This window comes from Azospirillum sp. TSO22-1 (genome assembly GCF_003116015.1).
Lineage (GTDB): Bacteria > Pseudomonadota > Alphaproteobacteria > Azospirillales > Azospirillaceae > Azospirillum.
Genome location: NZ_LGQZ01000018.1, coordinates 39192 through 58294 on the forward strand (window position 1 = coordinate 39192; position 19103 = coordinate 58294).

18 protein-coding genes are annotated in these 19103 nt (G+C 70.4%); 7 read left to right on the plus strand and 11 right to left on the minus strand.

Features of this window, described 5'->3' with window-relative positions; all coding sequences use genetic code 11:
• Positions 1-47: 47 nt before the first annotated feature.
• Together rplT and rpmI are read right to left on the minus strand one after the other, a co-directional pair.
• Positions 48-416, minus strand: coding sequence for a 50S ribosomal protein L20 (rplT, locus tag TSO221_RS05930; protein WP_109117559.1), 369 nt, complete (start codon positions 414-416; stop codon positions 48-50).
• Positions 417-433: 17 nt separating this feature from the next.
• Positions 434-634 carry a 50S ribosomal protein L35 gene (gene rpmI, locus TSO221_RS05935; RefSeq protein ID WP_109117560.1) on the minus strand — a complete coding sequence of 67 codons (201 nt, stop codon included), beginning with the start codon at positions 632-634 and terminating at the stop codon, positions 434-436.
• Positions 635-1062: 428 nt separating this feature from the next.
• On the opposite strand from rpmI, the gene TSO221_RS05940 reads away from it, so the two are divergent.
• Positions 1063-1467 (plus strand): nuclear transport factor 2 family protein, encoded by a 405-nt coding sequence (locus tag TSO221_RS05940; RefSeq protein WP_158284003.1) that lies wholly within the window; start codon positions 1063-1065, stop codon positions 1465-1467.
• Between the two features lie 126 nt (positions 1468-1593).
• Here TSO221_RS05940 and pip read toward each other — a convergent pair whose 3' ends face one another.
• The gene (pip, locus tag TSO221_RS05945) at positions 1594-2544 is read right to left on the minus strand and encodes a prolyl aminopeptidase (protein WP_109117562.1); all 951 of its coding nucleotides are present in this window, start codon (positions 2542-2544) and stop codon (positions 1594-1596) included.
• Positions 2545-2676: 132 nt separating this feature from the next.
• On the opposite strand from pip, the gene nosD reads away from it, so the two are divergent.
• Positions 2677-3921: a nitrous oxide reductase family maturation protein NosD gene (nosD, locus tag TSO221_RS05950; RefSeq protein WP_109117563.1), complete on the plus strand. Its 1245-nt coding sequence runs from the start codon at positions 2677-2679 to the stop codon at positions 3919-3921.
• Between the two features lies 1 nt (position 3922).
• Here nosD and TSO221_RS05955 read toward each other — a convergent pair whose 3' ends face one another.
• Together TSO221_RS05955 and TSO221_RS05960 are read right to left on the minus strand one after the other, a co-directional pair.
• Positions 3923-4738 carry a cytochrome c gene (locus TSO221_RS05955; RefSeq protein WP_109117564.1) on the minus strand — a complete coding sequence of 272 codons (816 nt, stop codon included), beginning with the start codon at positions 4736-4738 and terminating at the stop codon, positions 3923-3925.
• Positions 4735-5712 (minus strand): thermonuclease family protein, encoded by a 978-nt coding sequence (locus TSO221_RS05960; protein WP_109117565.1) that lies wholly within the window; start codon positions 5710-5712, stop codon positions 4735-4737. Before TSO221_RS05960 ends, TSO221_RS05955 begins: the two co-directional genes overlap by 4 nt.
• A gap of 68 nt (positions 5713-5780) precedes the next feature.
• Between TSO221_RS05960 and TSO221_RS05965 the strand changes: the two genes are divergently transcribed.
• Positions 5781-7193 (plus strand): M48 family metalloprotease, encoded by a 1413-nt coding sequence (locus TSO221_RS05965; protein WP_247877928.1) that lies wholly within the window; start codon positions 5781-5783, stop codon positions 7191-7193.
• On the opposite strand, the gene TSO221_RS05970 is transcribed toward TSO221_RS05965, so the two are convergent.
• Positions 7174-8229, minus strand: coding sequence for a GNAT family N-acetyltransferase (locus tag TSO221_RS05970; RefSeq protein ID WP_158284004.1), 1056 nt, complete (start codon positions 8227-8229; stop codon positions 7174-7176). The two genes, TSO221_RS05965 and TSO221_RS05970, sit on opposite strands and share 20 nt — an antisense overlap.
• Positions 8230-8379: 150 nt before the next feature.
• Here TSO221_RS05970 and TSO221_RS05975 point away from each other — a divergent pair, with 150 nt between their 5' ends.
• Positions 8380-10251 carry an adenylate/guanylate cyclase domain-containing protein gene (locus TSO221_RS05975; protein WP_109117568.1) on the plus strand — a complete coding sequence of 624 codons (1872 nt, stop codon included), beginning with the start codon at positions 8380-8382 and terminating at the stop codon, positions 10249-10251.
• Between the two features lie 77 nt (positions 10252-10328).
• Positions 10329-10781 carry a PRC-barrel domain-containing protein gene (locus TSO221_RS05980; protein ID WP_109117569.1) on the plus strand — a complete coding sequence of 151 codons (453 nt, stop codon included), beginning with the start codon at positions 10329-10331 and terminating at the stop codon, positions 10779-10781.
• 129 nt (positions 10782-10910) lie between these two features.
• Here the strand turns inward: TSO221_RS05980 and TSO221_RS05985 are convergent, their stop codons facing one another.
• From TSO221_RS05985 to fdxA, 4 genes are all read right to left on the minus strand, one after another.
• On the minus strand, positions 10911-11798 hold the full coding sequence (locus TSO221_RS05985; protein ID WP_109117570.1) for an RNA polymerase factor sigma-32: 888 nt from the start codon (positions 11796-11798) through the stop codon (positions 10911-10913).
• 302 nt (positions 11799-12100) lie between these two features.
• A complete protein-coding gene (locus tag TSO221_RS05990) occupies positions 12101-12922 on the minus strand; it encodes a hypothetical protein (protein ID WP_348770253.1) in 822 nt (273 codons plus the stop codon).
• A gap of 120 nt (positions 12923-13042) precedes the next feature.
• The gene (locus TSO221_RS05995; protein WP_109117571.1) at positions 13043-13543 is read right to left on the minus strand and encodes a CarD family transcriptional regulator; all 501 of its coding nucleotides are present in this window, start codon (positions 13541-13543) and stop codon (positions 13043-13045) included.
• Positions 13544-13876: 333 nt separating this feature from the next.
• Positions 13877-14215: a ferredoxin FdxA gene (fdxA, locus tag TSO221_RS06000; protein ID WP_109117572.1), complete on the minus strand. Its 339-nt coding sequence runs from the start codon at positions 14213-14215 to the stop codon at positions 13877-13879.
• Positions 14216-14455: 240 nt separating this feature from the next.
• On the opposite strand from fdxA, the gene TSO221_RS06005 reads away from it, so the two are divergent.
• Both TSO221_RS06005 and ahcY read left to right on the plus strand, forming a co-directional pair.
• The gene (locus TSO221_RS06005; protein ID WP_109117573.1) at positions 14456-15655 is read left to right on the plus strand and encodes a YbfB/YjiJ family MFS transporter; all 1200 of its coding nucleotides are present in this window, start codon (positions 14456-14458) and stop codon (positions 15653-15655) included.
• 115 nt (positions 15656-15770) lie between these two features.
• Positions 15771-17069 carry an adenosylhomocysteinase gene (ahcY, locus tag TSO221_RS06010; protein ID WP_109117574.1) on the plus strand — a complete coding sequence of 433 codons (1299 nt, stop codon included), beginning with the start codon at positions 15771-15773 and terminating at the stop codon, positions 17067-17069.
• A 156-nt stretch (positions 17070-17225) separates the two neighbouring features.
• Here the strand turns inward: ahcY and TSO221_RS36300 are convergent, their stop codons facing one another.
• The gene (locus tag TSO221_RS36300; protein WP_247877929.1) at positions 17226-19040 is read right to left on the minus strand and encodes a PAS domain-containing hybrid sensor histidine kinase/response regulator; all 1815 of its coding nucleotides are present in this window, start codon (positions 19038-19040) and stop codon (positions 17226-17228) included.
• Between the last annotated feature and the right edge of the window lie 63 nt (positions 19041-19103).

Genomic DNA, 19103 nt, shown 5'->3' on the forward strand with positions numbered 1-19103 from the left:
GCCCGGCTCCCCTTGTCTGTGAGGCGCGGTGATCCGCTGAAGGCGGATCAGGCGGCCTTGGCGGAGAGAGCGGCCTGGGCCCGGTCGACCAGGGCCTTAAACGCCTCCGGCTCGCGCGCAGCGAGGTCGGACAGCACCTTGCGGTCCATCTCGATGCCGGCGAGCTTGATGCCGTTGATGAAGCGCGAGTAGGTCAGGCCGTACTGGCGGACACCGGCGTTGATGCGCTGGATCCACAGGCCGCGGAAATCGCGCTTCTTGTTGCGGCGGTCGCGGTAGGCGTAGCGGAGCGCCTTCTCGACCTTCTCGATCGCGATGCGGAAATTGGTGGAGTTGCGACCCCGGTAGCCCTTGGCGAGCTTCAGGATCTTGCGGTGACGGGCGTGGGTGGTGACGCCGCGCTTAACACGAGCCATAGGTCAGGTCCTTCCGATCAGGCGTTGCGCAGCCAGTTCTTGATCACCGTGCGGCCGTTGGCCTCGCACAGCGTCATCATGCCGCGCGCCTTGCGCTTCATCTTCGGGCCCTTGGCCGTCAGGCAGTGGCGCTTGTAGGCGGCCTGCGCGCGCACCTTGCCGGTGGCGGTCACCTTGAAGCGCTTCTTGGCGCCGCTCTTGGTCTTCAGCTTGGGCATTTTCGATCCTTGGTTTAAGGGTTCGAACGGATGGCGGTTGGGCATGCCCCGGGCGCACAGCCCGGCCTCGCCGCCATGTGGAGCGCGCGTTATACGCGCCCGCTCCGACCGACGCAAGGGGAAGCGGTGGCGGGAAATGGCAGTCATGAGTCTGTTTCCGGCGTGCGAGGACGGGGATCGCGCATGGACCGGATGCCTCCCCCCGACCACGTCCTGGTGAGAGCCCGAAGGCACCAAGGCCATCAGCGGTTCCACTGGTGGCCGCAATTCGCGCAAAACCAGATCAATGGAACCTTGCAAGCACCGACCGCATCACCGGATGCGGGATATCAAAGTCCTGGTGCACACAACCGGAATGCGCCACGCTCCACCGGTGGCGGCCGGACACCGGCTGCCGCGTCGCCATGTTCCTAACCGGAGGGTTTGTCATGTCGTCGCCCGATATCGCGTGGCTCAGGACTCTGTATGACGGCTACGTCAAAGGTGAAATCGAGCCCATCTTCGACCGTCTGGCCGGGGACGTCGAATGGATATCGGCGCTCGACGCTCCCACTGCCAAGCCGTTCGCCGGCACCTTTCACGGGGCCGAAGAGGTGCGACGCTTCTTCCACACCATAGCTCAGGACTGGCTCATCACCCGGTACGAGGTCCAGCAGATGATCGCCAACGGCGATTTGGTGGTTGTCAGCATCGCGGCAAGCGCGCGCAACAGGCGCACTGGGAAGACGGCCGAACTCACCACACAGCATGCAATGATCTTGCGCGACGGAAATATTCAACGTTTTGTGGAGTGGTGCAACGACAGTGCGCCCCTCGAAGCGGCCTGCCGTTGACGGCGGATACCCGCTGGAACGACCGGGGGCGTTGGGATGCACATCGGCAAGGGCGGTGCTCGGCCATGAGCCCCTCGCCGCCGAGTCCGTCGCCTGCTGCGCCCAACGCCTCGGCGCCCAGTCCGCCTACCACACGTCCTTGAAGCGTTCCGTCGCCTGCACCAGCGCGGCGCGGATGCCCGGTTCCATGGCGGAATGCCCGGCGTCGGCGACGATGCGGTAGTCGGCCTCGGGCCACGCGCGGTGCAGTTCGTCGGCCGAGGTGATCGGGCAGACGATGTCGTAGCGGCCCTGCACGATCACCGCCGGCAAATGGCGGATGCGCGGCAGGTCGCGCAGCAGCCGGTCCTCCGGCGTGAAGCGGTTGGCGCGAAAATAGTGCGCCTCGATGCGCGCGAGGCCCAGCGCGTGGTTGTCCTCGCCGCTCGCCGCGATCAGCTCCGGCGACGGCAGCAGCGAGGAGCAGGCGCCCTCATAGATGCTCCAGGCCCGTGCCGCGGCCATGCGCACCGCCGGCTCGCGGGCGTCCAGGCGGCGCCAGTAGGCCTCCAGCAGGTCGTCGCGCTCGGCCGGCGGGATGTGGTTGACGAAGGACTGCCACGCCTCGGGGAAGATCACCTTCATGTGGTAGAGGAACCAGTCGATCTCCTGCCGGCGCATCAGGAAGATGCCGCGCAGCATCAGGCCCAGGCAGCGCTCCGGATGCGCCTGCGCGTACGCCAGTGCCAGCGTCGATCCCCAGGAACCGCCGAACAGGTGCCAGCGCTCGATCCCTAAGTGGTGGCGCAGCCTCTCCAGGTCCTCGATCAGCAGGTCGGTGTCGTTGCGCCGCACCTCGCCCAGCGGAGTCGAACGGCCGGCGCCGCGCTGGTCCATGATGAGGATGCGGTAGTGCTGCGGGTCGAAGAAGCGCCGGTGCGTCGGCGACGCCCCCGCGCCCGGCCCGCCGTGCAGGAACACCACCGGCACGCCCCGCGGGTTGCCGCACTGCTCCCAATAGACGGTGTGGATGTCGTCCACCGCCATGCGGCCGGTGGCGTAGGGATCGATGGGCGGGAAAAGCTCGCTGCGCGGCATGAACGGGTCCTGTGATCGGGCCAGGGAGTGTAGGGCGTGCATACCCGCCCCGCCAAGACGTTTGGGCGGAGTGCACCATTCGCACGCAGAGGTCTCTTGCTCCGCCGAACGCCCGGGGAGAAGAATGCGCGCATGACGACGCGCATTCTCCCCCTTCTGCTCGCCCTCCTCCTCGCCGGCACGGCGCAGGCGGCGCCGCGCCCGCTGCAGCCGCTGATCGACGCCACGCCGCTCGGCGGCACCCTGGTGCTGGAGCCCGGCACCTACGCCGGCCCGGCGGTGATCGCCCGCCCGATGACGCTGGACGGCGGCGGCGGCGCGACGCTGGACGGCGGTGGCAGCGGGACGGTGCTGAGCCTGGAGGGCACCGGCGTCACCGTGCAGAACCTGCGCGTCGTCAATTCCGGCCGGCATCAGGACCTGCTGGATTCCGGAATCCTGGTGCGTGGGCGCTACCACATCGTCAAGGACAACGTCTTCGAGGACTGCCTGTTCGGGGTGAACCTGCAGCAGGCCGACCATTCGGTGGTCCGCCGCAACCGCTTCGACGCCCGCGACGACGACCCGGCGGAGCGCGGCGACGCCATCCGGCTGTGGTACAGCATGGACAACGTCGTGCAGGACAACGTCGCGGTCGGCACGCGCGACCTCTCGGTCTGGTACTCCAACGACAACCGCATCGTCGGCAACCGGTCGACCGGCGCGCGCTACGGCCTGCGCTTCATGCACGCCAAGCGCAACGTGGCGGAGCGCAACGTGCTGGAGCGCAACATGGTCGGCATCTTCGCCATCCACAGCGAGGGCATCCAGATCCGCGGCAACCGCATCGCGCGCAGCGGCGCGGCGCCCGGGGGCGGGATCGGGGGCATCGGCATCGGGCTGAAGGAGTCGGACGCCATCACGGTCACCGGCAACGAGGTACTGGCCAACGCCACCGGACTGTACATCGACGTCTCGCCCAACGACCCGGAGTCGCCCAACACCATCGAGGGCAATCGAGTCGCCTACAACGGCGTCGCCGTGCGCTTCCACAGCGACGGCGAGGGCAACCGCATCCGCGGCAACGACTTTCTCGGCAACTTCGGCGCGGTGGCGGTGGAGGGCGGCGGCTCCGCCCTGCGGCACGAGTGGGCCGGCAACCACTGGGACACCTACGAGGGCTTCGACCGCGACGGCAACGGCGTCGGCGACAGCCCGTTCGAGGTCTACGCGCACGCCGACCGGCTGTGGATGGACCTGCCGGTGACGCAGTTCTTCCGCGCCTCGCCGATGCTGGAGATGCTGGACTTCATGGAGCGGCTGGCCCCCTTCGGGAGCCCACGCCTGCTGATGCGCGAGACCGCCCCGGCGGTGCGCCCGGTGACCGGCGCCTCCTGAGCTATTTCCCCTTCCGCCCCGCCATGTGCCCGAGGTAGGCGACGAGCCGGTCGAGGTCGGCGTCGCTCAACGCCGCCTCGGCGAAGGCGGGCATGCGCTGCTCCGGCCAGCTGCGCACCGAAGCCGGGTCGCGGATCAGGCGCTTGAGCGCGTCGGGCTTCAGATACTCGGTCGGGTTCATCGGCCGGTTGAGGTCCGGCCCGACGTTGGCCCCACCCCCGCCGTTCAGCGTGTGACACGGCAGGCAGTTGGCGAGGAACAGCGCCTGGCCCGCGCGCGCCGGGTCGTCGGCCGGCAGCGTCTCCGCCACGCCCAGCGCCGGCCAGCGCGCCAGCGGCGAATCGGCGCTGAGCAGACGGGCCAGTTGGTAGGGCCACTGCTCGGCCGAGATGCCGGACGCCTCCGGCTTCAGCCACACCACGTAGAACGGCCCGGCCGACATGCCCTTGCCCGGCAGCGGCGGCCACAGCGCTTCCGGCGGCTCGACGGCGACGTAGGGTTCGGCGCCCGCGGTCTGCGCCAGCAGCGTGCTCGGCAGGTGGGCGACGAAGCCGTCGGACGCCACCGCCTCCAGCACCCCGTCGCGCGGCAGCGCGTCCATCGGCACCAGCGCCCGCAGCGGCACCGCCCGGTAGGTCATGGCGCCGCCGTAGGAGGCGTCCTTCGGCACGGCGATGGTCACCACGTCCGGGCGGGCCAGCAGGGTGGAGGGCGTGTACACGCGCTCGGCACCGCCGACGGCCACGGTCAGCGCCGGCTCCGCCGCCGCGGGGAGAGCCAGCAGAGTCAGCAGGACGGCCAGCACGCGTGCGATCATTCGGTGTCCTCCTCGTTGGATTCAGCGTCGTCTTGCTGTTGCCCCCACCCCATCCCTCCCCCGCTTCGCAGGGGAGGGGGTAGAGCGGCGGAGTTCCCTCCCCTGCGAAGCTCTCGCGCAAGCTTCGCTTGCGCTGATGCGGCAGGCGGATCCTTCGGATCCGCCGAGAGCAGGGAAGGGTCAGGGTGGGGGCCAGCGGCCTCCACCACCTCCACCTGCTCCGGGTGCGTCGCCTCGATCATCGGCCCGTTGCGTTGCGAGACCCATCCTCGCACACGAACGATCGCCCCTTCCAGCGTCAGCGGGTCCAGCCCGGCCCGCGCGAACAGCTTCAGCGCGTCGCGCCCGACGTGCACCGAAACGTCGCTGCGCCAGTCCTCGCCGAAGTTCAGGTAGACCTGCCCCTTCACCTTGCTGGCCTTCAGCACCCGTCCCTCGACCAGCTGCACGCTGTCGCGGTCGCGCCGCAGCCGGTCGAGGTCGTCGGCGCTCCGCACCGCGTAGACCCGCGTGCCCCAGACCCCGCGCTTCGCCGCGCGCGCCTCGGCCTCGAGGACCAGCATCTCGGGCGCGAGGTCCCGGGCGTCCGGCCGGGTCAGCACGCGGGCATGGCCACGTTTCAACAGCTCGCCCTGCAGCCACAGCCCGTCCTCGCGCACCGCGTGGACCAGCAGCCGGCCATAGCGGTCCTCCACCCCGGCACCGCGCAGCTCGACCGTGCGCCCCTGCGCCAGATCCCTGAGCGTCCGCGTCGCCCCGTCGGCCAGCGGCCAGCGCCGCTCCTGCTCGCGGCCCGGCGGCGGCTTGGCGGCCTCAATGCCCGCAAGCCGCACGCGCCGGCCGTCGTCGAGGTCGAGCGTATCGCCGTCCGGCACCGCCGCCACGCGCCCGCGCCCGACCGACGCCAGCCGGTCGGCCGGCGCGGCGGCCAGCAGCAGCAGGGCGGAGAGCACCACGAGGAGTCGGACAAGCATGGGCGGAACAATCCGCGGCGCGGCGCGGTTCACCGTGGTTGGAAGTCACCCTTCAGGGTATGCCCGCCATGCCGTCCCTCCGCAACCGGATCGTGAGTTTCCTGGCCGCCGCTTCCCTCTTCGCGTGGATCGGCCCCGCTCCCGCTCAATCACAGGAGGAGGCGCTGGGCGCGCAGGAGCACCCGAAGCTGGTCCAGCAGTACGGCGGCGAGTACCGCGACCCCAGGCTCAACGCCTTCGTCCAGTCCGTCGGCCGCCGTCTGGCGCAGGCGGCGGGGACGAACGTGCCCTGGTCGTTCACCGTGCTGGACAGCGACGTGGTCAACGCCTTCGCGCTGCCCGGCGGCTACGTCCACCTGACGCGCGGCCTGATGGCGCTCGCCAAGGACGAGGCGGAGGTCGCCGGCGTCATGGCGCACGAGATGGGCCACGTGCTGGAGCACCACTCCACCGAGCGCGTGAACCGCTCCACCCTCGCCGAACTGCTGGCGATGGGGGTGGGCGCGGTGCTCGGCAGCCCGGAGATCGCGCAGGTGCTGGGCATGGGCTCCAACCTCTACATCGCTAGCTACTCGCGCGGGCAGGAGACCGAAGCCGACGAGGTCGGCGTCCGCCTCCTCCAGGCCGCCGGCTACGACCCGATGGCGATGGCGACCTTCCTGGAGACCATGAACCGCTACAGCCAGTACGAGGCGCTGAAGAGCGGCAAGAAGAAAAGCGAAGGCTTCGACATGATGGCCAGCCACCCGCAGACCGAGGAGCGCGTGCGGCACGCCGCCGACTTGGCGCGCAAGGCGCCGCGCGGCGCCCGCCCGGTCGAGCCCTACATGGCCGCCATGGAGAACGCCATCTGGGGCGACAGCCCGGAGAACGGCTTCGTTCGCGGCAACGCCTTCGTGCACCCGGGCCTCGGGATCGGCTTCACCGTGCCGCAGGGCTTCAGCCTGCTGAACGGCGCCGAGCAGGTGGCAGCCAAGGGGCCCAACGGCGCCATCATGCTGTTCGACGGCGGCCGCTCGCCCGCGGCGCGCGACCCCGCGTCGTTCCTGGCGCAGGCGCTGCAAGGCAGCCGGACGCAGGCGGTGCAGCGGCTGGACATCAACGGCCTGCCCGCCGCCACCGCGGTCACCCAGGCGGAGACCGAGCAGGGACAAGTGGACGCCCGGCTGGTGGTGGTGTCGGTCGGCAACGACACGCTCTACAAGTTCACCTTCATCGCCCCCGCCGGCAGCCTGCAGCGCCACGATCCGGCCTTCGAGCAGACGGCGCGGAGCTTCCACCGCCTGTCCCAGCGCGAGGCGGCGGGCTACCGGCCGGAGCGCATCCGCACCCTGCCGGTGCGCCCCGGCGACACGGTGGAGGGCTTCGTCGCCCGCATGCCGGGGCAACCCTACGCCGAGGAGCTGTTCCGCATCATCAACGACCTCCCGCCCGGCACCCCGGTGCAGGCGCGGCCGGTGGTCAAGGTGATCGTCCAGTAGCGGCACCCAGCGCATCGACGCCGATCTGATAGGTGACCAGCACCTTGTGAACGGCGTAGCCGAGCCGCGCGTTGATCGCCAGCATCGGCGCGTTGGCCTCGGCGTTGCCGGTCAGCATCAGCTGGACCGTCGGCAGGGTGCTGCGGACATGGCGCAGCACGGCGGCCTTCAGCCCCTTGCCGAGGCCCAGGCCACGCAGGTCGCGGCGCACCCCGGTGAAGACCTGGAAGGTGCGGTCCGGAGCGCCCGGCCGCCACACGACGTCGCTGACGCCGGCCACCGCTCCCGCGGCGTCGCGCAGCAGCACCAGGTGATGCTGGCCCTGCACGACGTCGAGGTCGCGGTACCACTCCTCGATCATGCGCATGTCGTTCTCGACGATGGGAAAATCGAGCCGGTCGCGCGGGACGTCGCGGATCAGGGCGTTGATGGCCGGCAGGATGCCCTCGAACTCCGCCGCCGGGACCCGCCCGGCGTGGATGGTCCGGGTAAGGCCGGGCACCGCGCGCAGGGCGGCGTGCCAGCGCTCGACCATTTCCCAATCGACGGCGTCCAGCGCCAGCCGGTTGTCGACGTTCCGCACCTTCTCTCCGGCACCAAGGTGGCGCAGGAAGGCATGGCCGTCCGGCTCCTCCGCAGTCAGGGTCGCCGTCGCCTTGCCGTTGGCGACCATCAGGCCGTGCAGTTCGGCAAGCAGCCGGGTGCCGACACCGTGGCGGCGCCAATTCTTCATCACGCCCCCGCCGGCGGCGAGGTGCCGCTCCACGACCGCCATGCCCGGCACAGTGGTGTCGGCGACGAAGGTGCTCAGCATACCGACCACCCGCCCGTCCACCCGCGCCATCCAGGCGACGCGCCGGCCGAACCGGCTGGGCTTGCGCTCCATCGCCTCGTATTCGGCGTCGGCCAGCAGCGGATCCTCGGGGAAGGATTCGGCGTGCCGGACGCGGCGGAAGGTGTGCAGGCCGGTCCACTGCTCGGACGGCGCGTTCGGCGGGTCGAAGGGCAGGATCTCGATGGCGGGGGTCGCGGTCATGGCGATTCGGTTTAGCATTGCAATCGGACATTTCATACAGGCTGCCTCACCCAACGGTTGCGTCCGAGCGTCGCAACGCCGAGGTGACATTCCAACGAATCCGGCCATCCGCCATTGCCCCGGCGAAATTGCGCGGATACCTTGCCGGCCATGGCCGACTCCGCCGATTCCCCCGTCACCAGCGCGCGCCCGCGCCGCCGGCTGCGCCTGCCCATTGCGGCGGTGCTGGTGGCCGGCTTCGGCTCGCTGATGCTGGCGGCGGTGGCGAGCGTACTGGTGCTCGGGCTGGTCAGCGCCGGGCGCAACACCTTCGCGCTGCTCGCCGACAAGGCCGACCTGGCGCTGGCCGGCGTCGAGGTGCGGGTGCGCCACCAGCTCGACCCCGCCGCCGCCATGGCGAAGTTCGTCGCCCGCCTGATCGAACGCGGCGAGTTGGACCCCGCCGACACCAGCCGGCTGGCGGACACGCTGCGCGGCGCGCTGGCCGGCGCGCCGGACGTCACCGGCGCCGCCTTCATCGCCGCCGACCTGACCGGCGTGCGCGCCGGCCGGCAGGACGGCGCGCTGACGGTGCACGGGCTGAACCTGCAGGGGGCCCCCGACGTCCCGGCCGAGGTGTTCAGCGGCGCCGACCGCAGCACCCCGCAATGGGCCGAGCCGCTGTGGAACAAGGAGTCCCGCACCAGCTTCATCAGCCTGTTCCACCCCGTGCGCAAGGACGGCCGCTACCTCGGACAGGTGGCGGTGGGGGTGTCGCTCGGCGACCTGTCGCGCTTCCTGTCGAACCTCTACGTCGAGCAGGGCGTCAACGCCTTCGTCCTGTACGACGGCGAGCACGTGCTGGCCCACCCGTCGCTGGCGGTGCTGAAGTTCGACTTTTCGGCCAAGACCGACGGGCCGCCGCTGCCGCGCCTGGACCAGTTGCAGGATCCGGCGCTGTCGGCGCTGCGCACCCGCGGCCAGCCGGCCGGCGCCATGAAGAACCGCGCCGAGGGCCGCATGGTCCGCGTCGGCGGCGAGGACATGCTGTTCCTCACCCGCGCGATGACCGGCTACGGCCGCCAGGAATGGACGGTCGGCATCGCCGTGCCGGCGGCGCAGATGGGCGGCGAGGTGGAGCGGCTGTACAAGACCGGCATCATCGGGCTGGGCATCCTGCTGGTGTCGGTGGCGGTGGCGCTGCTGGTGGGGCGGCGCATCAGCCGGCAGGTCGGCCGGCTGGCCGAAGCCGCCGACCGGGTGCGCGCCTTCGACTTCCGCAACGTGCAGGATCTGCCGGACTCGCGCCTCCAGGAACTGAGCCGCGCCGCGAACGCCTTCAACGCCATGGTCGCCGGGCTGCAATGGTTCGAGACCTACGTGCCGAAGGCGCTGGTGCTGCGGCTGATGCACCGGCGCGACACCACGGCGGCCGGCCTGACCTCGGAGGAGCGGGTGGTGACGGTGCTGTTCACCGACATCCGCGGCTTCTCGCGCCTGGCCGAGCACCTGGGCGCGGCGGACACGGCGGCGCTGCTCAACGACCACTTCACCCAGGTCGCCGCCTGCATCGAGGCGGAGGACGGCACGGTGGACAAGTTCATCGGCGATTCCATCATGGCGTTCTGGGGCGCCCCGGACGAGCAGGCCGACCACGCCGCCCGCGCGCTGCGCGCCGCGCACGCCATCGCCCGCGCCATCCGCGCCGACAACCGGGAGCGCGCGGCCCGCGGCCAGCCGCCGATCCGCGTCAGCATCGGCCTGCACTCCGGCCCGGTGGTGGTGGGCAACATCGGCTCGGCCAGCCGCATCAACTACACCATCGTCGGCGACACGGTGAACGTCACCGCCCGCGTCGAGGAACTGGCGTCGCGCGTGCAGGGCGAGGACGAGATCAGCGTGCTGGCCAGCGCCGCCACCGCCCGGGCCGGCGCCGGCGCCGCGCCGCTGGAAAGCCTGGGGCCGCACCGCCTGCGCGGCCGGGCCGGCACCATGGAGGTCTGGCGCCTGACTCTGCCGGCCGAGGAACCCGCGCTGGGGTAGCCTGGGATGGGTATGGGCGGACTCCGGCGCGCCCCTACCCTCACTGGCCGTGAGACGCCGAACCCGGAGGCCCGCCGATGCGCCGCCTGCTTCCCGCCCTGCTTCCCCTGGCCGCCCTGCTGCCTCTGGCCGCCTGCGCCAGCGGCGGCTATGAGGTGATGAACCCGCAGCCGGTCGCCACCCTGACGCCGTTGGAGCTGCAGGGGCGCGAGGTGCTGTCATCCACCGGCCGCGATGTCGGGCAGGTCGACGACGTGGTGCTGGGAACGGATGGCCGGCCGGCGCAGATCATCGTCGGCGTCGGCGCGCCGATGAGCATGGTGCGCCGGCACGTGGCGGTGGGCGTGAACGAGGGGCGCATCTCGGCGCCGCAGAACGCCATCGTGCTGAACGGCGGCCTGACGCCGGAACAGGTCGCCAGCCGGCCGGACCTCGGTACGGAGGACCGGATGGTGGCGCTGAACCGGCCGGTGGTGGGAAGCGGGAGGGCGCCGACGAACTGGTACCGGGCGACGGAGCCGACAAGATAACCCTCTCCCGTCCCGGGAGAGGGTGGCCGCGCAGCGGCCGGGTGAGGGTTGTGCGAGGATCCTTGTGTCACCCCTCACCCTCCCACGCTTCGCGTGGGCCCCTCCCTCTCCCGGGGCGGGAGAGGGCCTTTAAGCCTCCACCAGCAGATCCTCGTACCCCTCGACCCGCTTCAGCATCGACTGGCGCAGCTTCAGCAGCGCGCGGTGCTCCAGCTGGCGCACGCGCTCCTTGCTGACGCCCAGCTCGCGGCCGAGCTCCTCCAGGGTGGCGCCTTCCTCGCGCAGGCGGCGCTCCTGGATGATGGTGCGCTCGCGCGGAGACAGCTCGCCCAGCGCGTCGGCCAGCCACGCCGTGCGGGTGCGGGAGTCGCGCATGCCGATGACGACCTCTTCCGGGCTCGGCCGCTGGTCGGCCAGGAAGTCCTGCCAGTCGTCGTCGGAGCCGTCGGCGACCGGCGCGTTCAGCGACTGGTCGGTGGCGGCGAGGCGCATCTCCATGGACTCCACCTCGGTCACGTCGACCTGCAGCTCGGTGGCGATCCACTCGCGGCCCTCGCGGGTCAGGCCGGAGCCGGCGTTGGCGTTCTCGATGCGGGCGCGCAGGCGCCGCAGGTTGAAGAACAGCGACTTCTGCGCGGCCGTCGTGCCGGTGCGCACGATGGACCAGTTGCGCAGGATGTAGTCCTGCATGGCGGAGCGGATCCACCACGCGGCGTAGGTGGAGAAGCGAACCTCGCGGTCCGGTTCGAAGCGGCTGGCCGCCTGCATCAGGCCGACGTTGCCTTCCTGCACCAGGTCGCCCATCGGCAGGCCGTAGTTGCGGAAGCGGGCGGCGGTCGCCACCACCAGCCTGGTGTAGGCGCGCACCAGCTCGTGCAAGGCCCGTTCGTTGCCCTTCTCGCGCCACTGGCGGGCAAGGTCGAACTCATGGTCGCGCGTGAGCAAAGGCTCGCGCATCGAGGCCTTGATGAAGCTCAGATTGGCCTTTTGAGTTTCCGGATCGTCGATGTACGCCATCCCGTATCCCTTCCCTCCGTCCCGGCGGCTCCCTCTTCGGGGAATTTGTATGAATGCCGCTCCGTTTAGGGAGCCCGACGGTTTGCACAACAGCCGGGTACCCGCCCTGTTACGTTCCTATACGAACAGAACGGGGATGGTGGATCACAGGTGCGTGACGAAAAAGTACGACCTCCGTCGCCGTCCACCCCCCAACCGGGCGGAGTGGCGGATTCCGAATGTCCGAGCGCAAAGCTAGGCCATATTCGTGCGCCGGCAAGGCCAGAGCATGGCTGCCATGCGTCTTATGAATTGAGCGCAAATCAGGCCTGGAACATCTCCAGGACGTCTCCGGTGTGGGTGAAGGCACCACAGACCAGCGGCCCGCCGAATCCGCAGCCGGCGTCCAGCGTGGCGGTGACATCGGTCACCTGCACGCCCTGCCTGGCCGGGTCGTAGCCGCGCACCACCCGGTGGAAACCGCCATAGGGCTGGTCCAGCCGCGCGAAGGCGCCGCCCGCCCACCAGAAGCTGTCGCCCTGATGCCCGAAAGGCCGGGACGGGTCGATGCCGGCGTTGACGAACAGCACGCCGCCCGGCTGGGGCGCGTCGGGGGTGCCGGTGTAGGCGGCGCGGCGCACCGCGTTGAACAGCGTGGCGTGACCGGGCCGCGCCTGCATCGTCGCCCGCAGCCCCGCCGTCCAGCGCCCCAGCGACACCGCCCCGCCGCGCGCCGCGGCGAAGCCCTGCTCGGCCGAGCCGCCGTAGGCCGCCAGCGTCGTCTCCACACCCTGGCGCATCATCCAGTCCAGCACCTCGCGCGGGTTGGGCGCGAACTGCAGCTGGAGCAGCTTCTGCCACATCTCCTCCTGGCTGCCGCGCAGGTAGACGATGTCGGTCGGGAACATGCCGCGGATCGACAGCAGCGCACGGCGGAACGCCAGCAGCGCGTCGATGGTCTCCAGCCCCGGGGCGCCCCAGCCCACCAGATTGCCCAGGTAGACCAGCCGGTCACCGGCCTGGAAGCGGGACCACACGGCCTCGTGGATGGCGTGCAGGCGATCGAGCTGGGCGTGCACGGACCCGATCGCCCAGATGCGGCGCGGGCGTCCCAGGTCGGCGAACTTGTGCGTCTCGGCCATCATGGGCGCATGTAAGCAGCGCACGGCCGGCAGGGGAAGCGGCAAACGGACGCAACCGCGGAAAAAGCCCCAACGAAAAAGGGCGGCCGAAGCCGCCCCTCGTCGTCGCGTGGAATCACCGGATCAGGCGGCCTTCTTGAGGACCTGCTCCAGCCGCTCGGTGGCCTTCATCTCGTCGATCTTCTCGACGGCGGCCAGCTCGCGGGCCAGACGCTCCAGCGCGGCCTGATAGATCTGGCGCTCGCTGTAGGACTGGTCGGACTGGTCGGTGCCGCGGTACAGGTCGCGCACCACCTCGGCGATGGAGACCGGGTCGCCGGAGTTGATCTTGGCCTCATACTCCTGGGCGCGGCGGCTCCACATGGTGCGGCGGATGCGCGAGCGGCCCTGCAGGGTCTCGAGGGCCACCTTGATGCGGTCCTTCGTGGACAGCCGGCGCAGGCCCGAGTTCTTGGCCTTGGTCACCGGGACCTTGAGCGTCATGCGCTCTTTCTCGAAGGTGATCGCGTAAAGCTGAATCTCCTGGCCGGCGATGACGTGGGTTTCAATCCCCTCGACACGACCGACGCCATGGGCCGGGTAGACCACGAAGTCACCCGCCTCGAACTCAAGCTTGTTCGACATCTTGGTTGGCTCTCACTCTCGCGACCATGCCATTTTGCCGCCCCGGTGGAAGGGGCGAAAAAGGCCCTGACACCACCACCTCGCCGCGGGAATGGATTCCGACACGGCTGCGATGGGGGCGAGGAGCCTCTTTGTCTGAGGGAGCACCGGCAATGGCGCAGGGGCCGGCTTCCGGGCGCCGAGTATACCGATGTTACGCCCGAGTTACAAAGGTTACGCGCAGCCAACCCGTCGGATTCTTTTGCTGCCGAGCCATGGCTGCCCCGATTTTTTTGCAGAGCAGCAAAAGGCGCCCGCACTTATGCGCGGGCGCGACTCGCGAGTCGATACGGCTCAGTTCCCCCCGCCCGGCTTCGGGCTGAAGAACTTCTCGAACTTGCCGTCGACGCCCTTCATGGCGTCGGCGTCGGCCGGGGCGTCCTTCTTGCGGGTCAGGTTGGGCCACTTGGCCGCGTACTCGCGGTTCAGCTCCATCCACTTGTCGGCGGCACCGTCGGTGTCGGGGACGATGGCTTCGGCCGGGCACTCCGGCTCGCACACGCCGCAGTCGATGCACTCATCCGGATGGATGACGAGCATGTTCTCGCCCTCGTAGAAGCAATCCACGGGGCAGACCTCGACGCAGTCCGTGTACTTGCACTTGATGCAGGCTTCGGTGACGACGTAGGGCATGCTTTGTTCTCCGCTGATCCCGCCTGTTCCGTCGCCGTTCGCGCGGCAAGCTCCCGAGTCGCGATACAGCGGCAATTCCTTGGCGTTGCCTAGCACGCCGCCCCCCCGCCTGCAACCCTGCCGACAACGTGGGCAATTCCGCGTGCGTTCGCACCGGGAGATAGGAGGCATCGGAACATTTCATTGGTGACGATTGGTGGCACGCGCGATGCTGTCGGCCAACGATTTGGGAACGGAACGATGGCGCGGGTGCTGCTGGGCGGGTTGCTGACTCTGGTGATCGCGATGGGCATCGGCCGCTTCGCCTACGCGCCGATCCTGCCGGCCATGCAGTCGGCCACCGGCCTGGGCGGCGACGGCGCCGGGCTGCTCGCCTCGCTCAACTACCTCGGCTATTTCCTGGGCGCGGCGGCGGCCGGCTGGGTGCCGCACGGCGCGGTGCGCACCTGGACCTTCCGCGCGGCGCTGGTGGCCAGCGTCGCCACCACCGCCGGGATGGGACTGACCGACGATTTCCTGACGTGGTCGGTGCTGCGCTTCCTCTCCGGCCTCGCCAGCGCCGGCATGTTCATCCTCGGCATCGCCATGGTGCTGGACGCGCTGGTGCGGATGGGGGCGGAGTCCCGCGCCGGCTGGATGTACATGGGCGTGGGCGCCGGCATCGCCGGGTCCGGCCTGTTCGTCGCGCTGTTCGGCGGCCGGCTCGGCTGGGACGGCGACTGGCTGGCGCTGGGCGCCGTGTGCGTGCCGATGGCGGTGCCGGTCTGGCTGTGGGTGCAGGACCACGCGCCGAAGCACGCCGCGATCGCCGCGGCCGCAGCCGGCGGGCTGTCGGCGCCGCTGCTGCTGCTCACCGCCGCCTATTTCCTGGAGGGGGCGGGCTACATCGTCACCGGCACCTTCCTGGTGGCGCTGCTGAAGCGCATGCCCGACACCGCCGCCATCGGCGAGGCGGCGTGGACCGTCGCCGGGCTGGCCGCCGTGCCCTCCGGCCTGTTCTGGGCGGCGATGAGCCGGAAGCTCGGCGGCTGGCGGGCGCTGATCGCGGCGCATCTGGCGCAGGCGGTGGGCATCGTGCTGCCGCTGGCCGGGCTGGGCGCGGTGGGCGGCTTCGCCTCGGCGGCGCTGTTCGGCGGCACCTTCGTCGGCATCGTGTCGATGGCCTTCATGCTGGGCCGCCAGCTCTCCGGCGGCGCCTCGGCCAAGGTGGTGGGCGCGCTCACCGCCGCCTACGGCCTGGGCCAGATCCTCGGCCCCCTGCCCGCCGGCATCGCGGTGGAGCGCACCGGCAGCTTCGCCACCGCCCTGATCGGCGCGTCCGGCGTGGTGGCGCTGGGGGCGGCGTGCCTGCTGGCCGGCATGCTGCTGAACCGTCCGGCCCCCTCTCCGGGCGCGTCGCCCGCCCCCTCCGGACGGGCATCGGCCGAAAAGGCTGGCTGACAAACATAAAGATATCTTTATGCTTGCATGCGACGGGCGCGGCTGGTACACGAGCCGCCATGAGGGGAGGGTCCGTTCCGCCCCCGCCGAACGATTTTTGCAGGAGACAGCCGCGATGGCCGCCAGCTTCACGGACTACAAGGTCAAGGATATCGGCCTCGCCGAGTGGGGTCGCAAGGAGATCACGATCGCCGAGACCGAGATGCCCGGTCTGATGGCGCTGCGCGACGAGTACGGCGATTCCAAGCCGCTGAAGGGTGCCCGCATCGTCGGCTGCCTGCACATGACGATCCAGACCGCCGTGCTGATCGAGACGCTGACCGCGCTGGGCGCCACCGTGCGCTGGTCGTCGTGCAACATCTTCTCGACCCAGGACCACGCCGCGAGCGCCATCGCCGCCGCCGGCATCCCGGTCTTCGCCTGGAAGGGCGAGACGGAGGAGGAGTTCTGGTGGTGCATCGAGCAGACGCTGCGCGGTCCGGACGGCTGGACCCCGAACATGATCCTGGACGACGGCGGCGACGTCACGCAGATCATGCACGACAAGTATCCGGAGATGCTGAACGACGTGCGCGGCCTGTCGGAGGAGACCACCACCGGCGTGCACCGTCTGTATGAGATGATGAAGGCCGGCACGCTGCGCGTCCCCGCCATCAACGTCAACGACAGCGTCACCAAGTCGAAGTTCGACAACCTGTACGGCTGCCGCGAGTCGCTGGTGGACGGCATCAAGCGCGCCACCGACGTGATGGTGGCCGGCAAGGTCGCCGTGGTCGCCGGCTACGGCGACGTGGGCAAGGGCTCGGCCGCCTCGCTGCGCAGCCAGGGTGCCCGCGTGATGGTCACCGAGATCGACCCGATCAACGCCCTCCAGGCCGCCATGGAAGGCTATCAGGTCATCACCATGGACGAGGCGGCGCCGCTCGGCGACATCTTCGTCACGGCGACCGGCAACGTCGACGTCATCACGCTCGACCACATGCGCGCCATGAAGGACCGCGCCATCGTCTGCAACATCGGCCACTTCGACAGCGAGATCCAGATCGACTCGCTGAAGAACCTGGTGTGGGACGAGGTGAAGCCGCAGGTAGACGAGGTGGTGTTCCCCGACGGCAAGCGCCTGATCGTGCTGGCCAAGGGCCGCCTGGTGAACCTGGGCTGCGCCACCGGCCACCCGAGCTTCGTGATGAGCGCCTCCTTCACCAACCAGGTGCTGGCGCAGATCGAGCTGTGGAACAACGCCGCCAACTACGAGCGCAAGGTCTACGTGCTGCCGAAGCACCTGGACGAGAAGGTCGCCCGCCTGCACCTCGACAAGATCGGCGCCAAGCTGACCACGCTGACCGAGAAGCAGGCCAGCTACATCGGCGTCGCCGCCGAGGGCCCGTACAAGCCCGACCACTACCGCTACTGAGCGGTCGAACAGTCCCGCATGACTGGGCCCCTCCCGTTCTTCGGGAGGGGCTTTTTCTTTGGGTGCGTTTTGCCCCCACCCAACCCTCCCCCGCTGGGCGGGGGAGGGCTTTGACGGTTGACGGCGGAGTTCCCTCCCCCGCCCAGCGGGGGAGGGTCAGGGTGGGGGCAAAACTCTTCCCGCCGGAAACACCAGCCGCACCGTCGTCCCCACCCCCGGCGCGCTGTCGATCTCGAACCGCCCGCCGTGCAGCTCGATCAGCGCCCGCGTCAGCGGCAGCCCGAGCCCTGATCCCCGTTCCGCAGACACCGCACGCTCGTGCACCTGCCCGAAGGCGTCCAGCGCCCGCGGCAGTTGCCCGGCCGACATGCCGATGCCGGTGTCGGCGACGCTCAGCACCAGGACACCGTCCCGCAGCCGCTCCGCGCGCACCGCCACCCGGCCGCCCTTCTTCGAGAACTTCACGGCGTTGCCCACCAGGTTGGTCAGCATCTGGCGGACCATCGACAAATCGCCGCGCACCGGCGGCGTGTCCTCCGGCACCGCGCAGACCAGCGCCACGCCGCGCGCGCCGGCCGGCGCCTGCATCATGGCGAAGGTCATGTCGGTGATCAGGCCGAGGTCGCACGGCTCCTCGTGCAGTTCCATCCGCCCGGCCTCGATCTTGGCGAGATCGAGCAGGCGGGTGATCATGTCCAGCATGTACTCCCCCGCCGACGCGATCTGCCGGGCGTGGTCGCGGTAGCGCGGGTTGCCGAGCGGCCCCATCAGCTCGTCGCCGATCAGCTGCGCGAAGCCCATCACCGCGTTGAGCGGCGTGCGCAGCTCATGGCTCAGATGATGGACGTAGTCGGACTTGCGCCGGTTGGCGCGCTCCGCCTCGTCGCGGGCGGCGCACAGGTCGGCCTCCTGCTGCTTGAGATCGCTGACGTCGCTGCGCAGCCCCACCGTGCCGCCGTCGCGGGTGCGCCGCTCCTCGACGCGCAGCCAGCGGCCGTCGGCCATCCGCTGCTGGAACGGCGGGCCGGGCGCGCGGTGGCGGGCGATGCGCCCGGCCAGCCAGGCGTCCAGCTCGTCGGGCGGCACCGCGTACTGGCCGCGCCGCGCCCCTTCGACCAGGATGGTCTCGAAGCTGGTGCCGGGGCGGATCAGGTCCTCGCTCAACGCGTACAATTCGCGGTACTTGGCGTTGCACAGCACCAGCCGGTCGTCGGCGTCGTACAGCACGAAGCCGTCGGCGATGCTCTCGATGGCGTCCACCAGCAGCTCGTGCGCGCGCAGCGCCTGCCTTTCGGCCCGCGCCTTCCCGGTGACGTTGCGCACGCTGCACAGCACCCGCGCTCCGTCCATCAGCGCCACCAGCCGCGCCTCGAAGCAGCGCTCGCCGGCCAGGGATCCATCCGGCCCGGGCAGCGCGAAGTCCACCCCCGCCACCTCCTCGCCCTGGTTGAGGCGGTCGAGCGCGGCGGCGACCAGACCGCCGGCCGGCTCGGGCAGCACGTCCTGCACCCGGCTGTTGAGGAAGCGCTCGGCCGGCACGTTCAGCTCGGCCGGGCTGGCGGCGGCGAAGTCGAGGATGGCGCCGTCGCGCGTCAGCTCGAAGCGCATGTCGGGGTAGGCGTAGGACAGCGCCACCAGCTGCTCGGTCAGCCGCAGCACCTCCTGGCGCGCCGGCGTGTCGGGCAGCGCCTCGACCAGGACCAGCGGCGCCCCGCCCGCGGTGCCGGCGGGCGAGATCCGGGCGTCCACCTCCAGCGCGGCGGCGCCCCGGCGCAGCGTCACCCGCGCCTGCTCGGCCCCGGCCGGCAGCGCGACGCTCACCGGGTCGCCGCCGCCGATCAACTCCCGGGCCGCGCCGTTCAGCCAGACCGCCGCCCCGGCCGGGTCCACCAGGAGCAGGGGCGTCGCCAGCCCTTCGAGCAGACCGAGCCCTCCCGGGTCGGGGTCATCGAGCTGGAGACGATGGGTCATCGGCACGCGGTCTGGTTAAGGGGCATTTACCTGAATACCACACTACCGTACGCCGCCGAAACC

Bases quoted from the DNA above. Each gene is read 5' to 3' on its own strand.
- TSO221_RS05985 (WP_109117570.1), bottom strand. From the start codon at position 11,798: ATGGCGTACATCGACGATCCGGAAACTCAAAAGGCCAATCTGAGCTTC.
- TSO221_RS05975 (WP_109117568.1), top strand. From the start codon at position 8,380: ATGGCCGACTCCGCCGATTCCCCCGTCACCAGCGCGCGCCCGCGCCGC.
- TSO221_RS05960 (WP_109117565.1), bottom strand. From the start codon at position 5,712: ATGCTTGTCCGACTCCTCGTGGTGCTCTCCGCCCTGCTGCTGCTGGCC.
- TSO221_RS05980 (WP_109117569.1), top strand. From the start codon at position 10,329: ATGCGCCGCCTGCTTCCCGCCCTGCTTCCCCTGGCCGCCCTGCTGCCT.
- TSO221_RS06005 (WP_109117573.1), top strand. From the start codon at position 14,456: ATGGCGCGGGTGCTGCTGGGCGGGTTGCTGACTCTGGTGATCGCGATG.
- rplT (WP_109117559.1), bottom strand. From the start codon at position 416: ATGGCTCGTGTTAAGCGCGGCGTCACCACCCACGCCCGTCACCGCAAG.
- TSO221_RS05940 (WP_158284003.1), top strand. From the start codon at position 1,063: ATGTCGTCGCCCGATATCGCGTGGCTCAGGACTCTGTATGACGGCTAC.
- TSO221_RS05990 (WP_348770253.1), bottom strand. From the start codon at position 12,922: ATGATGGCCGAGACGCACAAGTTCGCCGACCTGGGACGCCCGCGCCGC.
- TSO221_RS05965 (WP_247877928.1), top strand. From the start codon at position 5,781: ATGCCGTCCCTCCGCAACCGGATCGTGAGTTTCCTGGCCGCCGCTTCC.
- TSO221_RS05995 (WP_109117571.1), bottom strand. From the start codon at position 13,543: ATGTCGAACAAGCTTGAGTTCGAGGCGGGTGACTTCGTGGTCTACCCG.
- TSO221_RS05970 (WP_158284004.1), bottom strand. From the start codon at position 8,229: ATGACCGCGACCCCCGCCATCGAGATCCTGCCCTTCGACCCGCCGAAC.
- TSO221_RS05955 (WP_109117564.1), bottom strand. From the start codon at position 4,738: ATGATCGCACGCGTGCTGGCCGTCCTGCTGACTCTGCTGGCTCTCCCC.
- TSO221_RS36300 (WP_247877929.1), bottom strand. From the start codon at position 19,040: ATGACCCATCGTCTCCAGCTCGATGACCCCGACCCGGGAGGGCTCGGT.
- nosD (WP_109117563.1), top strand. From the start codon at position 2,677: ATGACGACGCGCATTCTCCCCCTTCTGCTCGCCCTCCTCCTCGCCGGC.
- rpmI (WP_109117560.1), bottom strand. From the start codon at position 634: ATGCCCAAGCTGAAGACCAAGAGCGGCGCCAAGAAGCGCTTCAAGGTG.
- pip (WP_109117562.1), bottom strand. From the start codon at position 2,544: ATGCCGCGCAGCGAGCTTTTCCCGCCCATCGATCCCTACGCCACCGGC.
- ahcY (WP_109117574.1), top strand. From the start codon at position 15,771: ATGGCCGCCAGCTTCACGGACTACAAGGTCAAGGATATCGGCCTCGCC.
- fdxA (WP_109117572.1), bottom strand. From the start codon at position 14,215: ATGCCCTACGTCGTCACCGAAGCCTGCATCAAGTGCAAGTACACGGAC.